The sequence below is a fragment of the Bailinhaonella thermotolerans genome (assembly GCF_003594875.1).
In the GTDB taxonomy this organism is placed as follows: domain Bacteria; phylum Actinomycetota; class Actinomycetes; order Streptosporangiales; family Streptosporangiaceae; genus Bailinhaonella; species Bailinhaonella thermotolerans.
Genome location: NZ_QZEY01000027.1, coordinates 14227 through 32036 on the forward strand (window position 1 = coordinate 14227; position 17810 = coordinate 32036).

Annotated in this window: 29 protein-coding genes; 26 read left to right on the forward strand and 3 right to left on the reverse strand. The window is 73.0% G+C overall.

The genetic code is table 11. The features are described 5' to 3' along the window. The first annotated feature begins 104 nt into the window (after nt 1-104). The 16 genes from D5H75_RS38145 to D5H75_RS38215 all read left to right on the forward strand — a co-directional run bounded on the left by D5H75_RS38145 (nt 105) and on the right by D5H75_RS38215 (nt 10206). Nucleotides 105-842 carry a hypothetical protein gene (locus tag D5H75_RS38145; RefSeq protein WP_119931499.1) on the forward strand — a complete coding sequence of 246 codons (738 nt, stop codon included), beginning with the start codon at nt 105-107 and terminating at the stop codon, nt 840-842. 68 nt (nt 843-910) lie between these two features. Beyond that, entirely contained in the window at nt 911-1324 is a 414-nt protein-coding gene (locus tag D5H75_RS38150) for a hypothetical protein (protein ID WP_119931500.1), read from the forward strand. A 5-nt stretch (nt 1325-1329) separates the two neighbouring features. Continuing rightward, a complete protein-coding gene (locus D5H75_RS38155; RefSeq protein ID WP_119931501.1) occupies nt 1330-1686 on the forward strand; it encodes a hypothetical protein in 357 nt (118 codons plus the stop codon). After that, a complete protein-coding gene (locus D5H75_RS38160) occupies nt 1683-2150 on the forward strand; it encodes a hypothetical protein (protein ID WP_119931502.1) in 468 nt (155 codons plus the stop codon). Before D5H75_RS38155 ends, D5H75_RS38160 begins: the two co-directional genes overlap by 4 nt. Further along, the gene (locus tag D5H75_RS38165; RefSeq protein WP_119931503.1) at nt 2147-2602 is read left to right on the forward strand and encodes a hypothetical protein; all 456 of its coding nucleotides are present in this window, start codon (nt 2147-2149) and stop codon (nt 2600-2602) included. The genes D5H75_RS38160 and D5H75_RS38165 overlap by 4 nt, the downstream gene beginning before the upstream one ends. Then, nucleotides 2599-3042, forward strand: coding sequence for a hypothetical protein (locus tag D5H75_RS38170; protein ID WP_119931504.1), 444 nt, complete (start codon nt 2599-2601; stop codon nt 3040-3042). The genes D5H75_RS38165 and D5H75_RS38170 overlap by 4 nt, the downstream gene beginning before the upstream one ends. After that, nucleotides 3039-3509 carry a hypothetical protein gene (locus tag D5H75_RS38175; protein ID WP_119931505.1) on the forward strand — a complete coding sequence of 157 codons (471 nt, stop codon included), beginning with the start codon at nt 3039-3041 and terminating at the stop codon, nt 3507-3509. The genes D5H75_RS38170 and D5H75_RS38175 overlap by 4 nt, the downstream gene beginning before the upstream one ends. 371 nt (nt 3510-3880) lie before the next feature. Continuing rightward, on the forward strand, nt 3881-4387 hold the full coding sequence (locus tag D5H75_RS38180; RefSeq protein ID WP_119931506.1) for a hypothetical protein: 507 nt from the start codon (nt 3881-3883) through the stop codon (nt 4385-4387). Nucleotides 4388-4421: 34 nt separating this feature from the next. After that, nucleotides 4422-5675: a DUF932 domain-containing protein gene (locus tag D5H75_RS38185; RefSeq protein ID WP_119931507.1), complete on the forward strand. Its 1254-nt coding sequence runs from the start codon at nt 4422-4424 to the stop codon at nt 5673-5675. Nucleotides 5676-5740: 65 nt separating this feature from the next. Next, nucleotides 5741-5986, forward strand: a complete 246-nt coding sequence (locus tag D5H75_RS38190; RefSeq protein ID WP_119931508.1) for a hypothetical protein — start codon at nt 5741-5743, stop codon at nt 5984-5986. Next, nucleotides 5973-6473 (forward strand): YkgJ family cysteine cluster protein, encoded by a 501-nt coding sequence (locus tag D5H75_RS38195; RefSeq protein WP_119931509.1) that lies wholly within the window; start codon nt 5973-5975, stop codon nt 6471-6473. Before D5H75_RS38190 ends, D5H75_RS38195 begins: the two co-directional genes overlap by 14 nt. A gap of 370 nt (nt 6474-6843) precedes the next feature. After that, nucleotides 6844-7089, forward strand: a complete 246-nt coding sequence (locus D5H75_RS38200; RefSeq protein WP_119931510.1) for a hypothetical protein — start codon at nt 6844-6846, stop codon at nt 7087-7089. Nucleotides 7090-7143: 54 nt separating this feature from the next. Next, nucleotides 7144-7269 (forward strand): hypothetical protein, encoded by a 126-nt coding sequence (locus tag D5H75_RS44450; RefSeq protein ID WP_277950004.1) that lies wholly within the window; start codon nt 7144-7146, stop codon nt 7267-7269. A gap of 135 nt (nt 7270-7404) precedes the next feature. Beyond that, nucleotides 7405-7764: a hypothetical protein gene (locus tag D5H75_RS38205; protein ID WP_119931511.1), complete on the forward strand. Its 360-nt coding sequence runs from the start codon at nt 7405-7407 to the stop codon at nt 7762-7764. A 132-nt stretch (nt 7765-7896) separates the two neighbouring features. Then, nucleotides 7897-8991 carry a hypothetical protein gene (locus D5H75_RS38210; RefSeq protein WP_119931512.1) on the forward strand — a complete coding sequence of 365 codons (1095 nt, stop codon included), beginning with the start codon at nt 7897-7899 and terminating at the stop codon, nt 8989-8991. A 219-nt stretch (nt 8992-9210) separates the two neighbouring features. Beyond that, nucleotides 9211-10206 carry a hypothetical protein gene (locus D5H75_RS38215; protein WP_119931513.1) on the forward strand — a complete coding sequence of 332 codons (996 nt, stop codon included), beginning with the start codon at nt 9211-9213 and terminating at the stop codon, nt 10204-10206. A 120-nt stretch (nt 10207-10326) separates the two neighbouring features. On the opposite strand, the gene D5H75_RS38220 is transcribed toward D5H75_RS38215, so the two are convergent. The 3 genes from D5H75_RS38220 to D5H75_RS38230 all read right to left on the reverse strand — a co-directional run bounded on the left by D5H75_RS38220 (nt 10327) and on the right by D5H75_RS38230 (nt 12744). Then, nucleotides 10327-11331, reverse strand: coding sequence for a hypothetical protein (locus tag D5H75_RS38220; RefSeq protein WP_119931514.1), 1005 nt, complete (start codon nt 11329-11331; stop codon nt 10327-10329). After that, nucleotides 11328-12035, reverse strand: a complete 708-nt coding sequence (locus D5H75_RS38225) for a ParA family protein (RefSeq protein ID WP_119931515.1) — start codon at nt 12033-12035, stop codon at nt 11328-11330. The genes D5H75_RS38220 and D5H75_RS38225 overlap by 4 nt, the downstream gene beginning before the upstream one ends. Nucleotides 12036-12198: 163 nt before the next feature. Then, nucleotides 12199-12744: a ribbon-helix-helix protein, CopG family gene (locus tag D5H75_RS38230; protein ID WP_119931516.1), complete on the reverse strand. Its 546-nt coding sequence runs from the start codon at nt 12742-12744 to the stop codon at nt 12199-12201. Nucleotides 12745-13071: 327 nt separating this feature from the next. On the opposite strand from D5H75_RS38230, the gene D5H75_RS38235 reads away from it, so the two are divergent. The 10 genes from D5H75_RS38235 (at nt 13072) to D5H75_RS38280 (ending at nt 17792) form a co-directional block, all read left to right on the forward strand. Further along, complete coding sequence (locus D5H75_RS38235; RefSeq protein WP_119931517.1) at nt 13072-13386, forward strand: hypothetical protein; 315 nt, start codon at nt 13072-13074, stop codon at nt 13384-13386. After that, on the forward strand, nt 13370-13633 hold the full coding sequence (locus D5H75_RS38240) for a hypothetical protein (RefSeq protein WP_147425430.1): 264 nt from the start codon (nt 13370-13372) through the stop codon (nt 13631-13633). The genes D5H75_RS38235 and D5H75_RS38240 overlap by 17 nt, the downstream gene beginning before the upstream one ends. Nucleotides 13634-13652: 19 nt before the next feature. Further along, a complete protein-coding gene (locus tag D5H75_RS38245) occupies nt 13653-14471 on the forward strand; it encodes a hypothetical protein (protein WP_119931519.1) in 819 nt (272 codons plus the stop codon). Continuing rightward, nucleotides 14459-14761, forward strand: coding sequence for a hypothetical protein (locus tag D5H75_RS38250; RefSeq protein WP_119931520.1), 303 nt, complete (start codon nt 14459-14461; stop codon nt 14759-14761). The genes D5H75_RS38245 and D5H75_RS38250 overlap by 13 nt, the downstream gene beginning before the upstream one ends. Before the next feature lie 82 nt (nt 14762-14843). Next, nucleotides 14844-15293 carry a hypothetical protein gene (locus D5H75_RS38255; RefSeq protein WP_119931521.1) on the forward strand — a complete coding sequence of 150 codons (450 nt, stop codon included), beginning with the start codon at nt 14844-14846 and terminating at the stop codon, nt 15291-15293. Next, the gene (locus D5H75_RS38260) at nt 15293-15514 is read left to right on the forward strand and encodes a hypothetical protein (RefSeq protein ID WP_119931522.1); all 222 of its coding nucleotides are present in this window, start codon (nt 15293-15295) and stop codon (nt 15512-15514) included. The genes D5H75_RS38255 and D5H75_RS38260 overlap by 1 nt, the downstream gene beginning before the upstream one ends. Continuing rightward, on the forward strand, nt 15507-16460 hold the full coding sequence (locus D5H75_RS38265) for a hypothetical protein (protein ID WP_119931523.1): 954 nt from the start codon (nt 15507-15509) through the stop codon (nt 16458-16460). The genes D5H75_RS38260 and D5H75_RS38265 overlap by 8 nt, the downstream gene beginning before the upstream one ends. Beyond that, a complete protein-coding gene (locus tag D5H75_RS38270) occupies nt 16457-16948 on the forward strand; it encodes a DUF6197 family protein (protein WP_119931524.1) in 492 nt (163 codons plus the stop codon). Before D5H75_RS38265 ends, D5H75_RS38270 begins: the two co-directional genes overlap by 4 nt. Next, nucleotides 16948-17391, forward strand: a complete 444-nt coding sequence (locus D5H75_RS38275; RefSeq protein ID WP_119931525.1) for a DUF6197 family protein — start codon at nt 16948-16950, stop codon at nt 17389-17391. The genes D5H75_RS38270 and D5H75_RS38275 overlap by 1 nt, the downstream gene beginning before the upstream one ends. Further along, nucleotides 17388-17792 (forward strand): DUF6197 family protein, encoded by a 405-nt coding sequence (locus D5H75_RS38280; RefSeq protein WP_119931526.1) that lies wholly within the window; start codon nt 17388-17390, stop codon nt 17790-17792. The genes D5H75_RS38275 and D5H75_RS38280 overlap by 4 nt, the downstream gene beginning before the upstream one ends. Nucleotides 17793-17810: the final 18 nt, after the last annotated feature.

Consider the following 17810-nt stretch of genomic DNA (forward strand, 5'->3'; position numbering starts at 1 on the left):
GACAGCGTGTCCACTCCGCCGTCCACCCTCCCGGGACCCCCGTCCCGGCTCCCCCTCGGGCGCACGACACCGCGCCCACCCCCCCGTCGCGAGAGGCACACCCCATGGGCCTGCTGCGTCACCGTGTCCAGACCGCCCTGCTCCAGCTCAACCACCCCACCGACCGCGAGATCGTCGAGACCGCCGCGTGGGGCGCCACCAGCGTCCTGCACCCGGCCGACCTGCCCCACCAGAGCCGCCTGTACCAGAGGGTCCGCCAGGCCGCCCACGCCGCCCACGCCCGCGCCCGCGTCCCGGCCGTGCACGGCACCCCCACCCCCGCCGACCTCGGCGCCGAGGCCGCCGACGCCGCCACCCGCGTGATGACCGAGCGCCTGGCCGACCACCGCGGACTGCTCGCCCGCGCCGCCGTCTCCACCATGCGCGTCTTCCACGGGCCCATCTGGGCCTTCAGCGATCAGCGGCTGTGGCTGCTGGCCGGATACGTCGCCGACCTGGCCGGCGGCACCTGGCTGCTCACCGACCCCGAAGGGCGCGGCTGCTGGGACCGCGACTACCCGCTGGCCTCACTCCCGGACGGCACCCCCGTCACGCCGCCGTACCAGTACGGGCCCAACGACGACAGCTACGTCAGCGACCAGCCCGCCGCCCCGACCGCGTACCTGCTCGCCGACGACGGCGACCACCCGGCCGAGACCACCGAGCTGTACGGCCACCGCGTCATCCACACCGAGCTGCGCGCCATCCGGCTGCTCGACCTGGAGCCCAGTCACCCGCTGATGGGTGCCGGCTGGCCGCTGGAGGACCTGGACCGGGCCGCGCGCATGTTCCCGTCGAATTGACAGACCTCCACGGCACAATAGCCGCACGCAACGTCGCGTTCGGCGGTCCCTCCCCCGAAAGGATCACCATGCCCCTCACCGTCACCCCCGACCCGACCCTGCGCGGCGAGGCCCTGTACCGCGCCGCCCTCAAGCACATCGCCCGCCACCCCGACGCCTGGGACCAGTACGTCTACCGCGTCGAGAAGGAGTCCGGCGTCGCCATGTGCCTGGCGGGGTGGGCGGCCACCCTGGCCGGCGGCACCTGGGCCGATCTCGACTTCTATGGGCGCGTCTGGCTGCACGCCGAGCCGGAGGACGACCCCCATGACATCGCCGAGGCGGGAGACCTGCGCCTCGTCAACGTCCACGAGCGGGCCAGGCGCCTGCTCGGCCTGACCGCGACTCAGGCCGAGCAGGCGTTCAGCGGGTGGAACACCTGGGAGGACCTGGCCCACCTGGCCGACGCCTACTACGGGCCGAGCCGTACCGCCCGGGACTGACGGCCATGCCCGTCTACCATCTGGACCCGCTCACCGGCGGCATCAAGGTCCACGCCCCGGGCCAGCGCGCACGCACGCTCAAGTGGGGCCTGTGCGGGGAGCGCACCCGCCGCGTCGTGGACCTCCTCAACGAGTCCGCCGACCACGGCGCGCAGCACGGGCTGGCCGCCGACGGCCTGCCCTGGATGACCTACGAAGCCTCCGGCGACCAGGTGCGCGCCCGTGTCGGCGGCGGCGCCCCCGACGTGATCGCCCAAAACCTGGAGCTCTGGCTGGCCGTGAGCCTGGCCCACGAGCTCACCCGCGCCTACGCGGCGGCCGCGGCGGCCGCCGCCACCTCATCGGAATGGAGCCTGCCATGACCACACCCACCCTCGCCCCTGTATCGTCGCCGCCGCTGCGCGGCCACGCCCTGGCCCTGGCCACGCTGGAGGCCATCCGCGCCAACCCCGAGGAGTTCGACCCCGCCGTCTGGCGGGACACGTACTCCAAGTGCTTCGCCGGCTGGGCGTGTGACCTCGCCGGGGGCCGCTGGCTCGTCGTCCCCGACGAGGACGGCGAGCTGTACCTCCCGAACGGGGGCTGGACCGACGACGAGGAGGCGCTGGGCTACCTGCTGGCCGACGAGATCGACCCGCCCGACCTCGTCACCGAGCGGGAGGGCCACCGGGTGGTCCACATCATGGATCGCGCCCCGCTCGTGCTGGGCCTCGACCCGAGCTCCGTCCACCTGTCGTCGGGCACGCGCCTGTTCCACCGGGACAACACGCCCGACACGCTCGCCCGCCTGATCGAGGCGGCCTACGACGGGGGGTCGGACGCATGACCGGCACCCCGCTGCGCGGGCATGCCCTGGCACTGGCCGCACTGGAGGCCATCCGCGAGGACCCCGGCGGATTCGACCCCACCTCCTGGCGGTGCGGCTCGACGATGTGCTTCGGCGGCTGGGCCGCCACGCTCGCCGGGGGCCGCTGGCTGGTCACCCCCGATGAGGACGGCGACCTGCGACTGCTGCCCAACGGGGAATACGCGAGCGGCGCGAGCTTCTACGCGCAGCACCTCCTGCTGGCCGACTCGGAGATCGACCCGGAGAGGTACATCACCTCCGAGTACGGCTATCGGGTCATCCACGTTGGCGAGCGGGCCGCGATCACGCTGGGCCTCGACCCCGATCTCGACCACGTGTACGAGGCGTCGCGCCTGTTCCACCCCGACAACACGTTCTGGACGCTCGCCCGCCTGATCGAGGCGGCCTACACCGAGAGGGCTGAGGCGTGAGCACCACCGAACTGCGCGGACGCGCCCTGGCCGAGGCCACCCTGGAGGCCATCCGCCGGGAGCCGCACCGCTTCGACCCCACCGCCTGGCGCTACGACGCCACGATGTGCTTCGGCGCCTGGGCCGCCGACCTCGCGGGCGGCCGCTGGCTGGCCACCCCTGATGACCACGGTGTGCTCTGCCTGCCCGACGGCCGCAGGGCGATGAGCTTCGAGTCGTCCCTGCTGCTGGCCGAGCCCGCGATCGACCCGCCCGTCTGGATCACCCACTGGGAGGGCCACCCGGTCGTCCACGTGCAGCGGCGCGCCGCGCTGCTGCTGCATCTCAATCCCGCCGTCTGCCACATGCAGGGGGGCACGTTGCTGTTCGGGGACCGCAACACGCCCGACACGCTCGCCGGCCTGATCGAGGCGGCCTACGACGGGGGGTCGGACGCATGACCGGCACCCCGCTGCGCGGCCCCGCCCTGGCGGTGGCCGCCATCACCCACATCGCCCACAACCCCGACACCTGGGACCAGAACGACTGGCGCTGCCGGACCTCGATGTGCCTGGCCGGGCACATCGCCGAGCTCAGCGGAGGCCGCTGGCTGGCGCACTGGGACCCCGATCGCTCCGGCTGGTACGTCGGCTCCGAGCGGCTCGACTTCTTCCGGGAGGCCTTGCCGTACGGCCCCCTGGCGTACCTGCACGCCGAACCGGACGACAGCCCGGACCACATCCGCCGCTACGAAGACATCCCGGTGGTGTCCGTGCCGGACCGCGCCAACCGCCTGCTGGGGCGCACCGACCACGGCCTGTTCGATGCCGATCTCGACCTGTACATGCTGTGGTACATGATCGGCGAGCTGTGGCCCGAGGAGGTGCCCGACGGGCCCCTGCCCGGCCCGCCGCCCCCGCTGTCGTAGGGGCCGTATCCCGCACCTCAGCGCATCTCACGTGGCTCCGTCCCCAGACCTCGGGGGCAGGGACGGAGCCACCCATCGCGGCCGGCCGACACGGGGTCCCGGGACCCGAACTCGTCCCGGGGTCGGCGGCCGTCGCGAGGCTGCGACGCGGACCTGGGTGGGGGACCCGTCCGCGCCGCAGCCTCGCCCCCCACGCTCCTCCGCACCCCCCTGACGGGAGAGGACATGGATCTACGTACGAGCGGCCGCCACCCCGCGGCCGCGCGGCCGTGAGCACGCGCCCGCCGGGCTCCGGGCCCGGCCGCCGCCCACGGCCGCGTGCCCAGCGCCTGGCCCCCTGCACGCTGTGCGGCGGGTCCGGCGCAGCCGAGATGGTCACCACGAACGTGGAGCTGGCCAGCGCGGCGTTCGGCCAGTCCGAGAAACCACAGCCGCCCCGCCTGGCCCTGATGCTCGATGAGCACCTGGCCGTCGACTCGCACCGGTCGGCCGTCGTCGGACTGGCGAGCCACCTGTGGTGGCCGGATCTCACACCGCCGGACGGGCAGGTGACGGCGACGGCGGCGATCGACGCCATACCCCAGAGCGTCATCGACCTCCTCCGCGCCCGACTGGGGCGCCAGCAGCGCGTCCTGGGGGCGATGTTCGTCATCAGCTACGGGCCGGCCGAGTTCGACCCGCTGGAGAGCCTGCTCGGCGATGCCGACGGCGTCCTCGTCGTCGGGGCGAGCGTCTGCGGCCACGTGCTCATGATCAATCAGCCCTACCGAGAAGAGGACCCCGCCGAGGTTCTCAGCATCACCCTCGGCGACCAGGACCTCGGCATGCCCAACGCCCTGCGTCGCCTCGCCCGACGCTTCGACACCCCCGCACCGTAACCACCCCGAAAGAACCACCCCGAAAGGACTCCACATGGACGTCAACGCGGCCTTCCTGGCCGAGAAGCGGGACCAGCTCGCGCGCCAGCGCGAGGCCCGGGACGCGGCCATCGCCGCCGAGGCCGACAAGGCCGCCTGGATCGAGTCGCAGGTGGCCGCCGGCCGCATGCAACAGATCGGCCCCGACCGGTACCGCGTCCTGACCGGATGGGACGCCGGGGAGGTGTTCACCGTCCGCCGCGTCGGCGACCAGGTCGAGGTGGTCGCCCAGCACGGGCTGGACACCAGCACCGGCGGCGTCGCCCTCTACACCCGCCGCCCCGAGTGGCACAACGTCGGCACCGTGATCCCGGACGGGCTGACCAGCATCGAGTCGGTCCTGCGGGCCGCGCGGATCGACTGGCGCGCGACCAAGAAGCGCCTGCGGTACACCACCCTGGCCGACGACGACCCGGCGCTGTCCACCCTGTCGGCCGCCGACCTGCGCGTCTCGCCCGATGACTACGTGGTGATCCGGGAGGACACCGGCGCGCGCCTGGGCCGCGTCGGCGGCCTGTACGAGGTGATCCAGCAGCGGGACATGTTCCGCTTCCTGGAGGACCTGACCGAGAGCGGCGACGTCGTGTGGGAGACCGCCGGGGCCTTGCGGGGCGGCCGGAAGGTCTTCGTCACCGCGCAGATCCCCGAGTCGATCATCGTGGACCGGGGCGGGCTGGACGACGAGATCCAGCTCTACCTGGCCGTCATCAACTCCCACGACGGCCGCTCCGGCGCCGAGGCCGTCGTCACCCCGTGGCGCATCGCCTGCAGCAATACCGAACGCTTCGCCGTCCGCGACGCCCGCACCCGCTGGAAGATCCGGCACACCCCCAACGCGCTGCAGCGCGTGGCGCAGGCGCGGGACACGCTGGGGCTGACCCTGAAGTACGCCCAGCAGTGGGAGCAGGAGGAGACCCAGCTCGCCCGCACCGACATCCTCCTGGACGAGGTGCGGGGCCTGATCGACGAGCTGTGGCCGCTCAAGGACGACGCCGACGCGTCCGCTCGCACCCGGCACCACACCAGGGCCGACCACATCATGGCCCTGTTCGAGGGGGAGAGTCAGCGCCTGGGCCGCTCGGCGTACGCCGCGGAGCGGACCATGACCGACTTCCTCGACCACTACCAGCCCCGGGGCAGCCGGACCATGAGCGAGGAGGTGGCCCGCGCCACCGCGCTCTTGGAGGGCGCCGACGACGAGCGCAAGTCCACCGTGCACCGCCGGCTCATGCGCCTGGTGCGCGCCTGACCGATCAATCCCGGGCGCGGCCGGGGTGGGCCCCGGCCGCGCCCCCCATGGAGGGTGGTGGAGGAATGGAGATCGACGACGAGGTCGTCGCCGACTTTGTCGGCGCCTTCGACGCGCAACCGGCGGACGCGCTGGCGGCCAGTCTCACGTGCACCGAGCTCGACATCCTGGCGCGGCTGTTCCGGGCGATGGGCCGGCCGGACCTGGCCGAGGTGTGGACCGAGTGCCACGCCGACCAGGACGACCAGGGAGACGCGCACTACATCGGAGGCGGCCAGGACGGTGAGGAAGGCGACCGTGCGCCGCAGTGACATCGATGCCGCCCTGCGGGCCATCTACGACCAGATCCCCGAGGTGGGCTGCGTCGGCCGGTGCGCCGACGTCTGCGGGCCGATCGAGATGCATCCCCGCGAGCGGCAGCGCATCGCCCAGGCGGGGGTGCCGATCCCGCCGTGGCAGGAGCAACTCGACGTCCTGGCCCGCACCGGGGACTACAGCTGCCCGGCCCTGATCGAGGGCCGATGCAGCGTGTACGAGCTGCGCCCGGTCATCTGCCGGCTCTGGGGGGCGGCCCAGACGCTGGTGTGCCCGTACGGCTGCCGCCCGGCCCAGGGCGGCCTGCTCAGCGACGAGGACGCCTACGGACTGTTGGCCCAGGCGCTGGCGATCGCCAACCCCCAGCTCGACGACGGCGCGATCGACCGGCTGCGGCGCAGTCTGGCCAATCCCGCGACGCGCGTGACGATGCGCCAGTACGTCACCCGCACCCGGCTGGGGCGGCCGCCCCTCCCCGGCTAGGCCGTCGTCGCGGTGTCTCACGCGTGAGACATCTGGACGTCGCCTCACCGGCCGCAGGTCCGGGGCTACGGCTCTCCTGTCTCACGCGTGAGACGCCGTCCTCGCGGCCCTCGCGCCGGGGCGAGCGCCTTGCGGGCATCCCCCCGGGGAGGTGTCGATCCCGCCTCGCACCGTCGCCACCCCCTGTCAGTAATCGCTTTCGCGGCGCGCGAAAAGGTTTCACGCGTCGCGAAAGCGCAACCTGGGAGGCATTGGAGACCCGTGATAATCCGGCTTATCACGGGTCCTGGTGCCTCACCCGCCTGGGCGGAAACCCCAGGCCAGCAGCCATATTCGTCCCCCGACCCCTCTGCCGAGAGGACCGACGACCATGCCCATCTTTTACCGTCCCCGCCTCGTACCCGATCTCCCCGCCTTTCCCCGCCAGCTCCTCCTGTCGCACGACGGGGAGCTCGCCTGCCGCTGCGGCAACATGCCCCACATCGAGGGCTTCGCCTACGCGGCCGCCGACGGAACCGTACTGGACGAGCCCACCGATGACTGGGAGGCCGGCCTCTACCACTGCTCGAACCCCGCGTGCGGGATCTACATCGACTGTCGCGACCCGCAGCGATGAACCCCGTGCCGTACCGCGACCGCACCATATGAGGCGAAAACGATGCCTGCGCCCGTGAACGGGGCCACACTGGTGCTGACCTACCGCCGGCCCGGCGGCGAGGTTCTCACGGTTCGCGTCGCCGCCGACGGGGACCTTCCCTGCGCGCTCTGCCCGGCCTGCCGGGCCGAGACCGTCTAGGCCGAACGCGTCGTGGTGCTACGCCCGTCGCGCTCGCCGGCCAGGCCGTCAAGTTCGGTGGCCGCCCGGGGATCCGGCTCGTCTGCCGGGCCCCGGGCTGCCCGATGGAACCCTCACCCGTTCTGGAGAGATGCCATGAGCCGCCCCAGCCCGCCCTCATCCGCCAAGCTGATACAGCTGCTGGATCTCGGGGTTGAGACCCTCGAAGCGTACGGCCGCGCCGAGCTGGCGGCGGAGGACTGCGAGGTGATCCCGGCCAAGGGCCTGAGCGACGAGGCGCTGACCGAGCTCGGGTTCACCCTTGGGCCCGTCGATCCCGTCGATCCGCTGTTCCGTGAGGCGACCCTGCCCCGGGGATGGCAACGCCGTCTCGATCCGGAAGACTCCCGGAGCGTTCTGGTGTACGACCGCGCCGGGCAGCGGCGGCTGCGCCTGTGGTACAAGGCCGCTCCGTACGACCGGGACGCGCGCATCTCAATCGAGTACCGCCCGTAGCCGCATCGGGCGGACGTGCGTCCGCCCTGCGGCCCCTCCCGAGTCCGGCCAAAGCGAGGGATCGGCTCTTGTCCATCTGTAGTGAGTGAAGGGCCCGACCGGGGGTCACCCACCGCAGTGCAGGGAGACGTCATGAGCCAAGACGCGTACCGGTTCGCCGCCCTCGACCCTCGCCCCGTCCCCGAGGCGCGGGAGCACAACGCGGCGGTGATCGTCCAGCCCGCCCTGGGCATCAAGGTCACCGCGCCCCAGGTCGCGGCCGCATGCGACCTGGGGACCATCGGCCCCGAGGATCAGGACGAGGGCACCGGCACGGTCGCGATCGAGTCGGCGCTGACCTGCCCCCTGCCGCCGGCGGGGACGACCCTGGTCACGGCCGACCCGGACGCGGGCAGCCTCGGCGCGATGGCCGTGCTGGCGCTGCGTGCGGCCAAACGACCGCTCGACGCTGGCGTACTCGACCGGGTCCGCCTGATCGCGGCGGCCGACGCCGCGGCGGCCGCCCCGTGGCCGGGACCGCAGCCGACGTCTACGCCCGAGGACCTGGTAGGCCCGGCCACGCCCGTGTTCCATGCGGCCGCCGACCCCGCCCGGTCCGTGGCCGAGCGCGTCGACCTGCTCGCCGACTGGCTGCGGGGGCGGCCGGCGGCGGAGGAGGCCATGGCCGGCTATCGCGCCCGCGCCCTGGATGAGGCCCGCACGGCTCTGGCCGACCTCCGGATCCGTGTGCACGGGCCCATCGCCGTGGTCATCGGCACCAGCCGCGCGGCGCTCACCCTCGGCCACCGTAGTGCGCCGATGGCGCTGCACACCGACGCGGGACTCCCGGCCGCAGGCGGGAAGCTCCAGCACACCCTGGCCCGGTGGAATCGGCACACCCAGTCCTACCTGGGATGGCCTGAGCTGAGGGAGGATCTCAACGCCGCCGACCCGGTCGTCACCGCCGCCGCGAGCTGGGGCGGCTCGGCGAGCACCCTGAGGTCACCCCACGGCGTCGGTTCCGGCCTCAGTACCGAGGACGTCCTGGCGATCGTGCGCGAGCACCTGGCCGACGGGATGGAGCATCGCGGCTACGACCTCGTCCTGTACGCCGAGTACTACGCGGGCATGGCCGAGCGGGAGCTGCCGTACGACGAGGATGACGCCACACAGGTCGAGGAGGCCCTGCGGCAGCTCGCCAGGGACCGGGCGGCCCTGCGGGCCTGGGACGACACCGCGCGGGAGTGAGCGGAGGCCACCATCAGGAATCACCCCGGGCGGGCGATGGTGTAGCGTGCCGTACGGCTCGCGCACAGCCCGCCCAGTCCGACCCCGCCTACGCCGGGGACCGGGCGCCGACGGCGAAGGTCCCGAGCGGACCGCGCACCCCTCAGACGTTCACGCCCGCACGGGCACTGGGTTCTCCTCTGGGCGGGGTGCGTAGGGCTCCGCCCGGAAGGACGCTCCATGCCCCGGCATGCCGACCGCAAGCAGCACACACGCGAGTACGCCACCCGCAACGGCCTGACCTACCAGCGGGCCGAAGCCCAGCTCCGCGCGCGCCGGGCCGACCCCGAACATGATCGGGTCCGCCGCTACGTGCTCTCCGGCGAGGTCGCGGCCATCCTGGCCGGAGAGGGGCTGCGCGGCGTGGCCCAGGTCGAGCCCGCGGACGCGTGGCTGGCGCGTCGCACTCCGCGCTACGAGTGCGACGTGTGCCACCGGGAGGGCGACGCCCGGATCGAGGACACCACACTGGGCCTCGTCATGGCCGCCTACGACCCCGACATCAGCCCGGTCACCGGCATGATCAGCTCCCGGCGCCAGCACGCCGCCTGCGGCGGCTGCTGGGTGCACTGGGCCTACAACGTCGAGATCCCGCAGGGACCCACGTTCCTGTCGCTGCCGGCGATCGCCGAGCCGGATCTGGCGGCGGAGCTGTCGGTCGAGGTGCACCCGATCCTGCTGCCCGACGGGGAAGGGGAGCAGCAGCCGGCGTTGATGACCACCGTCCAGGTCACCAAGGACGCGGGCGCGGGCGCGGCGGCGTGGCTGTCGCAGCTTGAGCTCATGCTGCGCGAGGCCGGCTTCGGCACCCTGGACGACCCCGGCGAGGCCGAGGGGTGGAGCGTTCGCGTGGTCGAGCACTATCCCGCGTCGTACACCGCGCAGTGGGTGGCGGTCCGGGCCACGCCTGCGCGGGACGGGGTCGCGCCGGACCACGTGTACCTGGGGGCCTGGTCGCCGTCGTGGGAATGGCTGGCCGCCGTCGGCCGATCCCGGCACATCCTGCTGATCGTGGGCCCGGTGAGCGTCGCCGGGGAGGTGCCTGACCCGCCGGACCCCGGGAACGTCGAAGCGCTGTGGGAGCTGGACGAGGAGGGTGCCCTGCTCGCCGCCCAGGTGCCGTTCGAGCTGGACGACATGTCCGATCGCGTTCCCCGGCCCGAACGGCCGGAGTGAGCGAGGTGTCTCACGCGTGAGACAGACACGGGACCATGTCTCACGCGTGAGACAGTCCTCGTCTCTCACGCGTGAGACAGACGCGCGGGTGTCTCACGCGTGAGACACCTTGCGACGGGGCTACTGTCCCGACTCCAGCTCACGGGTGCGCCGCTGGACGACCTCGTCCAGGATGTCCTCGGGAACGTCGGCCTCCAGCTCAGTGGTCAGATCCTGCAGGGCCTGCAGGATCCGCCGTGTATCCAGCAGCAGGGCGGCCGCGCCTTCGGGGTAGTACTCGACCAGGTCGCGCAGCTTCTTGCGCCGGGCGTCGTCGCTGATCGCCATGGACTCGGCGGCCTGGGTCGCGGTCCGCACGGCCACCTCATATCGCTGGTAGGTCGAGCGCACCCGTTTCGGTGCCTCGCCGGTGAACTGCTCCAGCTGCTTGGGCTCGCCCAGCCCCAGCACCGTGCGCGCCCTCTTCAAGCCGGCTTCGCCGATGTCGCCCTCGGCGTTCGCCAGGTCGAAGACGGCGCGCGCCTTGTCGGGCCCATGCTTTTTAATCAGCGGGCCCAGGATGCTGGTTTGCCGGAACGACCAGTCGAGCTCCAGGTCGGGCCAGGTGCGCACGACCCGGCCGTACTCGATCAGGCGGTAGGCGTGCGCGCGCTTGTACCCGAACCGCTCCTCGGCGTAGACCTCGAAGTTGGGCACCAGGCCGTGCTCTTGGATGTGCGCGAGCGCACCCCCGATCGAGGCGGCGATGTACCGGCGCATGTACCGGTCCGTCAGCTGCTTGTGCTCGGCCGCGTCCCGGATCGCCCGCTCGCAGGCGGCCAGCTGCTCGGCCGGGGTGCCCTCGGGTTCGTCGAAGGTGGGCAGCAGAGCGAAGTAGTTCTGCAGCGCCTTCTCCGGCGTGTCCGGCAGGGCCGGCGGTGCGGGCGCGGGACGGGACGTGGGCGCCCACTCGGCGTCGGCCTGAGGCGAGACCGGTTCGGAGAACTCCACCTTGTCCAGCGCGGCCGTGCCGCCGCCGATCGTCCGGCGGCCGCGCGGTGCCCGGCGGCGGGGCGCCGTGACGGAGTCCTCGGCCTGGGCGGCCGGCTCCGCCCCGGCGGCGGCGGTATCGGTCTCGGCGCTCATGCGGCGTCCTCATCGTAGGGGGCGACCAGCTCGTCGCCGACGTCCTCGTACTCGGCCAGGTCGTGCAGCGGGTTCTCGCTGTGGATGGCCTGGCGGTACCACTTCCAGTTCGTCGCCTGCGCCTGGAACGCCTCGAAGTCGTGCCGGCCGAGCCAGGCGCGGGCGTCGCGCCCCTCGTTCGAGGGCGGGGAAGGCACCTTGGTGAGCAGGACCCGGACCCCGATCTCGTGCGCCACGTCCTGGGCGGCCTCCTCGGCCGCCTTGAACGTCGGCGGCACGCGCTCCAGCTCGCCGGGGGTGGGCGCGACCGCGATGACCAGCTCGTGCGACTTGCGCAGCGCCGCCTTGAAGATGTCGGGGCTCTCGCCGCCGGTATCGACGATGATCACGTCATAGGCGCCCTGCTCGACGTGGTCGTCGATGCAGTCGTCCACGTGCGGGCTGGGGAAGGTGACCAGGGTGAAGGGGAGCTCGACCCCGCGGCGCTTGAGGTTGCGGTACCAGGAGTAGCAGGTCTGGGACAGCGGGTCGGCGTCGACGACGAGCACGCGCAGGCCGTACACCTTGGCGAAGAACACCGCGAGGAAGAACGTGCTGGTGCTCTTGCCCGCGCCTCCCTTCAGGATCCCGACCGTGATGACCAGCGGCCGGGGAAGGCGAAGTCTGCGCTCGCTCCGGGCGGGGCGTGCGGCGGTGATGGACATGGGCGGTACCTCCTGCGACGGAACGCCCGCCGTGAGGAGGGCGCAAGCGACATCCTAGAGAGGCGTTTCGGTGCGAGCACGGCGAAAGGCCGTCCGGCGCTGAGCCGGGACGGCCTTTCGCACCCCGTCGCAGGGGATGTGCCCAGCCTACGCCAGGAGCCGCTCAGTCTTCGGCGGCATCATCCTCGGGTGGGTCGTCGGGGATGCCGAGGGCGTCGAAATAGTGCTCCAGGGCCTCGATCCCCAGGTACTTGGGCATGGTGCCGGTGCGGTCCCAGGCGAGCTTGAGCCGATCCCGGGTGCGGTGCAGCAGCCAGACGGTGACGGGGTAGTCATGGACCCAGACGGGCGGGGAGGTCCGCGGGGTGGGTGTGCGGGTGGGAGCGGCCGCCTGGACCTCTTCGGGGGTGGGCTCGGCGGGGATCTGCAGTTCGTCGAACAGACGGTTCAGCGCGGCCTCGATGATGTCCTGGCGGCCGTCGCCGGTGCGCCGGCAGGCGACGGTGAGCCGGCGGTTGAGGGTCTCGTCGAGCCGGAACTGGATGCGCTTGCGTTCGGCCGCGGCACGGGCGGCGCGGGCGCGCACGCGCTTGCGACGGGGCGCGGCGGCGCTGGCGGGTGGGGCCGGGGCCGGCGGGGTGGGCGCGTCAGGCAGGGGCGGCTGGAACAGCGCCTCGGGCACCTCGCGCCGCGGGGGCTGTTCGGGCATGCGGATCTCCCGGGGTTCGGTCCGGCGGGGGTGTCTCTAATGGGTCTCACGTTTTGGGTTTTTTCGCAAGCTGGGGTTCTTGGGCGTGGCGGGGACCTGGCGGTCCCCAACCGAATTGTTTGACTTAGATACAAGCTGTTGCGATATCACTACAGATATGTTAGAATGAGAGGAAGCTAGCAGGACTGCGCGCACTTGCGATCTTGAGGGGGCCGGGTCTCCTTTCGCCGCCCCGCCCGCCGCGCGCGCCCGCCCTGCCCACCTCCGTCGCCGCATCGGCACGTACCCCCCTAGCCGCACGCACGAACGCGTGCAGAAAGGAAGGCCATGGTGCATCCCCTGTGCTCGAAGGATCCGCTGGGAGACGCCGTCGCCTGGCTGTACGAGCGCCGCTATCCGTCCGACCCGATGCTGGACTACCCGTGGGGCCTGGAGGACGCCGTCCGCGCGGTGGCCGAGACCTATCGAACCCTGGGCCCGGGGCCGGAGTACCAGCGGCTGGCCTGGAACGCGCTGCACGGCGAGCGGGCCTGCACCAGCTCGGCGCTGACCGGCTTCACCGCCAGCGCCGAGCTGCGTGAGCTGACCGCGCGCGTGGACGCGTTGGTCCACCTCGTCACCAGCGATGATGACGAGTGGTGAGCTGGACTGGCTCGACGGGGCCAACGCCCTCCTGGGCTCGGTGCACGGCATCTGGTGGGCACGGGAGTACGCCCGCAACGCCGGCCTGCGCCGCTGGTTCGGGCGCGTGATCGTCCCCAGCTACGGCCCGACGCTGGCCGCCCTCGTCGCCGCGCTCTTGGTGGTCTTTTGGTGGCACGTGCTCCTGCTGGCCTGGATCGCCTTCGGCACCCCCGAAGACCCCCCCGAGGACCCCTCTACCCGCTGACCCCCACGGAGGCAGCACCATGTACGGCTACTACGCCGACCCGGCCGGCACCCTCGCCCTGGCCGCCCAGATCGCCGAGCATCTGGATGAGGGCTTCACCGCCCAGATGTGGCACGACGAGCAGGACGCCGCGCAGGTGGTCCTGCTGGTCAGCGGCCCGCTGCGCATCGCCGTCTACCACCGCACCGCCGCCGCCTTCCGCAACGGCCGGCTCACCTGTACCGGGGTCTCCCCGACGGACACGCTCCGGGCGTACGCCCGGCCGTACGGGCATTCCATCGAGGTCGCGATGGGACGGTCGGCCAAGTCCATCGCCGCCGACATCACCCGCAAGCTGCTACCCGCCTACTGCCGCCAGATCGCCCGGGAACTGGAGTTCAGCGAACGGCGCGAGCGTCAGGAGGCCGCCGAGCGCGCCGAGGGCGACCGCCTGGCCGCGCGGCTGCCGCACGCCCGCCGAACCGCGCCCGACCGGCTCGACCTGGGCCTGGCCCGGCTCGACGTGCACAGCGACACGGACGGGCTGGCCTACACCCTCCACCTGCGCCCCGGGGCCGACCTGATCGACCCGCTGGCCACGCTGCTGGCCGCCGCCCACGATCCCCCCGCGCCCGCCGTACTCGGCGACCTGGAGAACGGCGTCCTGGACGGCACCGCCGGCCTCGACGCCACCGCGGCCTATCTCGGCGCCGCACATCGGCACGAGCGCGACCGGGTCCTGCGGCTGCTGCGCGAGGGGATCCCCGAGGACCCGGCCGCCGGACTGTCGCCCGACCAGCGCGCCGCCGTCCAGGCGTCCCTGGAGCGCTACGCCCGGGATCAGGGGTGGATCCCGTGATCGGCCGCGCCCCCGTCATCGCCGGGGTGCGGGGCACCCGGCGCACCCGCCGGATCTTGACCGCCCTGCTCGTCCCGGCCTCGGCCCCGACCGTCCAGACGCTGGCACGCCTGGCCCAGGTCCGAAGCGACACCGCCTTCGGGATCTTGTCCAAGCTTCGCCACGCGCAATGGGTCCGCTGCGAGCACCAGCCCGCCCTGAACGGAGCTCGTGCCCGCACCTACTACCAGCTCACCACGCATGGCCGCACGCACGCCCGCGTGCTGCTCGGCCTGACGGAGGTCCCATGATCGCCGTCCGCGACGCTCGTCGTGGCGCCCCGGCGCCGCACCCGCCCACCCCAGCGAGGCCACGATGACCACCCCCTGCCCCATGTCCTATTTCGATGCCCTGCCGTGCGGGGCGCCGACCGTGGCCACGGTCGGCGCTGGCTGCGTCCACGAGCATGTGGACACCCTGCCGCTGTGCGCCGACTGCCTGGCCCTGCTGGAGGCCGGCGAGGTCATGTGCGGCCCGTGCGGCCGGGCCGGCCACACCTGCCCGATCCAGCCCTTGCCCGCATCCGGATCCCACCGACCCCTTGAGGGAGACGTCATGCCCCACCCTGCCCCACCACCGCCGCTGCCCGGCGGCGTGAGCGCCGCCCACCTGGCGGCCGCCGTCGCCGAGGGCGAGCGCGCCCTGTGGGAGGCGGTCCGCCGCCACTTTCCCGCCATCACCGGCGGGGATCTGCCCCCGGAGCTCGTCGTCGAGCTCGACCAGGCCCTCACCCGCGCCGTCGCGGCCTGGGTGCGGTGGAACGCCGACCCGGGGGGCGCCTGATGAACGCCTCGGCCTGCCAGGTCTGCGGCTGCCCCTGGGGCCGATACCCGATCCGGGTCGGCTGCGAGCACGAGCACCTGCAGACCCTGTCCGCCTGCAGGTGCTGCGTGCATCACCTGCGCGAGAACGACGAGGTCCTGTGCCAGCCCTGCCTGGAGGCACCGGAGCCGTACACCCACCCTTGCCGCCTGAGCCTGCTGGAGGAGCTGGCCCATGACTGAGGGCCCCCCGCCCCCGGGCCGGCCGGACCTGCATCACAGCTTCGCGCTGGATGAGGCCGTACGGCAGCTGATCGACGACGTCGCCGCCGTGTTCCAGTCCGGGCATCTGTCCGTGGCCCCGTCCCGTGCGCTGACCGAGCGGTTCGGGCGGCTGCGCGGCGACGTGCGGGACCTGCCCTACCAGACGCTCGACGTGCTGGCCGGGCACATCCTGGCCACCGATCCCCCCGCTCATCAGCTGGAGGAAGGCACGGTCGGCGTCTGCTGCGCCTGCATCCTGGCCCGGACCCGGCTGCCGTCCCACGAGGTGGCGGCGTGGCTGCTGCCCCACGGAGCGCTGATCGCGGCGTGCCTGGACCTGCACCACCTGGCGCGGCTGCGCGGCGAGTCCGTCCCCGACGAGCTGGCCGCCCTGGCCGCCGGGGACGAGAGGTTCGTGCAGGTCCTGCTGCCGCTGCTCACCGTGGTCGCCGCCTACGCCCGGCACAGCGACGCGGCCCGGGCGCCAGCCTCGGGGCACCCCGACCAGCGGTGGAGTGAGCACGCCCCGCTCATCGCCGCCGTCACCTTCGCCGAGGATCTGGTGGCCCAGCTGCGCACCACCCCCCGGGCGGCGCCCTGGCACGACTCCGATGACGCGGCGATGAGGACGGCCACGGCCGTGCTGCACGAGCACGGCATCGGCGCCCTCACCTTCGGAATCTGGCATCTGGCCGGGTGGGTGAGCGAGCGGGCGGCGCCCGAGCATCGGCGCCGCGACGGCCGGCCCGACCTGCGCGCGCTGACCCCGGTCACGCCGCGGTGCTGCGCCGCCTGCGCGCGTGCTCTGCGCCGGGCCGAGGCCTTCCTGGCGGGCGACCAGGCGGCCATACCCACTCCCGCCACCTACGTCCTGCTGGCCCAGGCGGCCAGCGCGATCCCCCTCCCGGAGGAACCCTCGCCATGACCGCACCCGAACCGACCGAATCCACCGAATCCACCGAACCCGCCGCGCCCGACGTCCTGGACCGCGCACGCACGCTGATCGCCACCAATGGCCTGTACAAGGGGCCCTTCGTGGACCGGGATCAGCACCGCGCCGACGGACGGCCCTGGCGCGCGTGCGCGCTGTGCCCGGCCGGGGCCATCGCACTGGTCTGCGGCCTGGACCCGTGGGACTGGGTCCATCTGGGCCCGCCCGACCCCGCCCAGCGTGCCGCCGCCACGGCCCTGCTGCTCCTGCTGGAGCACCTGCAGCGCCGGGGACAGATCCCGGTGGTCGAGACCCACCCGCTGCGCCTGGTGGGCGAGTGGACCGACGCGCCGCAGCGTACGGCCACCGACGTCCTCATCGAGCTGCGCCTGGCGGCCGAGTACGGCCGCGAGCAGCCCGTGCCCGACCCCGACGACCTGGAGCGGCCGGCCCCGCCCCAGTCCGATCCCACGGAGGAATGATGGACCGCACCCCGCAGGCGGTGCTCACGAGCGCCCTCGATGTGCTGCGCACCCAGGGTCTGGTGTGCGGCGCGTACTACGATCGCGATCAGGACGACCTCCCACCGGCCCGGCGGCGAGTCTGCCCGATGGGCGCCATCGCCGTGGCCTGCGGCCACGAGCCGGACCTGTGGCTGGACCTGGACCCCGACAAGCGCGAGCTGTGGGAGAACGAGCCCTCCATCCGGGCCGCGTTCGGCGCCGCCTGGGCCCTGGTCCGCGAGCTGCGGGATCGTGATCGTCTCGCCGCGCCGGTGCGAACCCGGGGCGAGATCCACGTGACGGTGATCCACTGGGTGGACTACGTCGCGCAGAGCAAGGGCGAGATCCTGGAGGTGATGCGGGCCGCCGCGCGGCGCACCGACGACCAGGGCCTCCCGCTGCTGTGGCGGGAGGCGGCGTGAGCGGCGATCTCGTCCTGGACTCCACCGCCGTCCTGCAGCGCGCCGCCGATCATCTGGACCGGTACGGGATGGTCTACTTCCTGTACACCTCGCCCTTGGGGGCCACGCGATTGGCCGAGCAGAGCATGTGCCCGGTGGGGGCGATCCGGCACTCCAGCGGCCTGCACCCGGACCCCGACCACCCCGGGGCCGACGAGGATCCGCAGCGGCTGATCCTGGCCGAGACCGCCGTGCGCCGCCTGGCGGCGTGCGCACCGGTGCCCATGCGCCGCGACCCGGTCAAGGCCGTGCTGGCGTGGGTGGACCGTCGCCTGCCCAGCCGGGCGGAGGTCGTGTCCTACCTGCGGCAGGCCGCCGCCGACCCGTCTCCTCCCGGCCCCGTGCCGATCGTCCCGGTCTGACCGGGTGCGACCTACCAT

Bases quoted from the DNA above. Each gene is read 5' to 3' on its own strand.
- D5H75_RS38145 (WP_119931499.1), top strand. From the start codon at position 105: ATGGGCCTGCTGCGTCACCGTGTCCAGACCGCCCTGCTCCAGCTCAAC.
- D5H75_RS38150 (WP_119931500.1), top strand. From the start codon at position 911: ATGCCCCTCACCGTCACCCCCGACCCGACCCTGCGCGGCGAGGCCCTG.
- D5H75_RS38155 (WP_119931501.1), top strand. From the start codon at position 1,330: ATGCCCGTCTACCATCTGGACCCGCTCACCGGCGGCATCAAGGTCCAC.
- D5H75_RS38160 (WP_119931502.1), top strand. From the start codon at position 1,683: ATGACCACACCCACCCTCGCCCCTGTATCGTCGCCGCCGCTGCGCGGC.
- D5H75_RS38165 (WP_119931503.1), top strand. From the start codon at position 2,147: ATGACCGGCACCCCGCTGCGCGGGCATGCCCTGGCACTGGCCGCACTG.
- D5H75_RS38175 (WP_119931505.1), top strand. From the start codon at position 3,039: ATGACCGGCACCCCGCTGCGCGGCCCCGCCCTGGCGGTGGCCGCCATC.
- D5H75_RS38180 (WP_119931506.1), top strand. From the start codon at position 3,881: ATGGTCACCACGAACGTGGAGCTGGCCAGCGCGGCGTTCGGCCAGTCC.
- D5H75_RS38185 (WP_119931507.1), top strand. From the start codon at position 4,422: ATGGACGTCAACGCGGCCTTCCTGGCCGAGAAGCGGGACCAGCTCGCG.
- D5H75_RS38190 (WP_119931508.1), top strand. From the start codon at position 5,741: ATGGAGATCGACGACGAGGTCGTCGCCGACTTTGTCGGCGCCTTCGAC.
- D5H75_RS38200 (WP_119931510.1), top strand. From the start codon at position 6,844: ATGCCCATCTTTTACCGTCCCCGCCTCGTACCCGATCTCCCCGCCTTT.
- D5H75_RS38205 (WP_119931511.1), top strand. From the start codon at position 7,405: ATGAGCCGCCCCAGCCCGCCCTCATCCGCCAAGCTGATACAGCTGCTG.
- D5H75_RS38210 (WP_119931512.1), top strand. From the start codon at position 7,897: ATGAGCCAAGACGCGTACCGGTTCGCCGCCCTCGACCCTCGCCCCGTC.
- D5H75_RS38215 (WP_119931513.1), top strand. From the start codon at position 9,211: ATGCCCCGGCATGCCGACCGCAAGCAGCACACACGCGAGTACGCCACC.
- D5H75_RS38220 (WP_119931514.1), bottom strand. From the start codon at position 11,331: ATGAGCGCCGAGACCGATACCGCCGCCGCCGGGGCGGAGCCGGCCGCC.
- D5H75_RS38225 (WP_119931515.1), bottom strand. From the start codon at position 12,035: ATGTCCATCACCGCCGCACGCCCCGCCCGGAGCGAGCGCAGACTTCGC.
- D5H75_RS38230 (WP_119931516.1), bottom strand. From the start codon at position 12,744: ATGCCCGAACAGCCCCCGCGGCGCGAGGTGCCCGAGGCGCTGTTCCAG.
- D5H75_RS38235 (WP_119931517.1), top strand. From the start codon at position 13,072: ATGGTGCATCCCCTGTGCTCGAAGGATCCGCTGGGAGACGCCGTCGCC.
- D5H75_RS38240 (WP_147425430.1), top strand. From the start codon at position 13,370: ATGATGACGAGTGGTGAGCTGGACTGGCTCGACGGGGCCAACGCCCTC.
- D5H75_RS38245 (WP_119931519.1), top strand. From the start codon at position 13,653: ATGTACGGCTACTACGCCGACCCGGCCGGCACCCTCGCCCTGGCCGCC.
- D5H75_RS38255 (WP_119931521.1), top strand. From the start codon at position 14,844: ATGTCCTATTTCGATGCCCTGCCGTGCGGGGCGCCGACCGTGGCCACG.
- D5H75_RS38260 (WP_119931522.1), top strand. From the start codon at position 15,293: ATGAACGCCTCGGCCTGCCAGGTCTGCGGCTGCCCCTGGGGCCGATAC.
- D5H75_RS38265 (WP_119931523.1), top strand. From the start codon at position 15,507: ATGACTGAGGGCCCCCCGCCCCCGGGCCGGCCGGACCTGCATCACAGC.
- D5H75_RS38270 (WP_119931524.1), top strand. From the start codon at position 16,457: ATGACCGCACCCGAACCGACCGAATCCACCGAATCCACCGAACCCGCC.
- D5H75_RS38275 (WP_119931525.1), top strand. From the start codon at position 16,948: ATGGACCGCACCCCGCAGGCGGTGCTCACGAGCGCCCTCGATGTGCTG.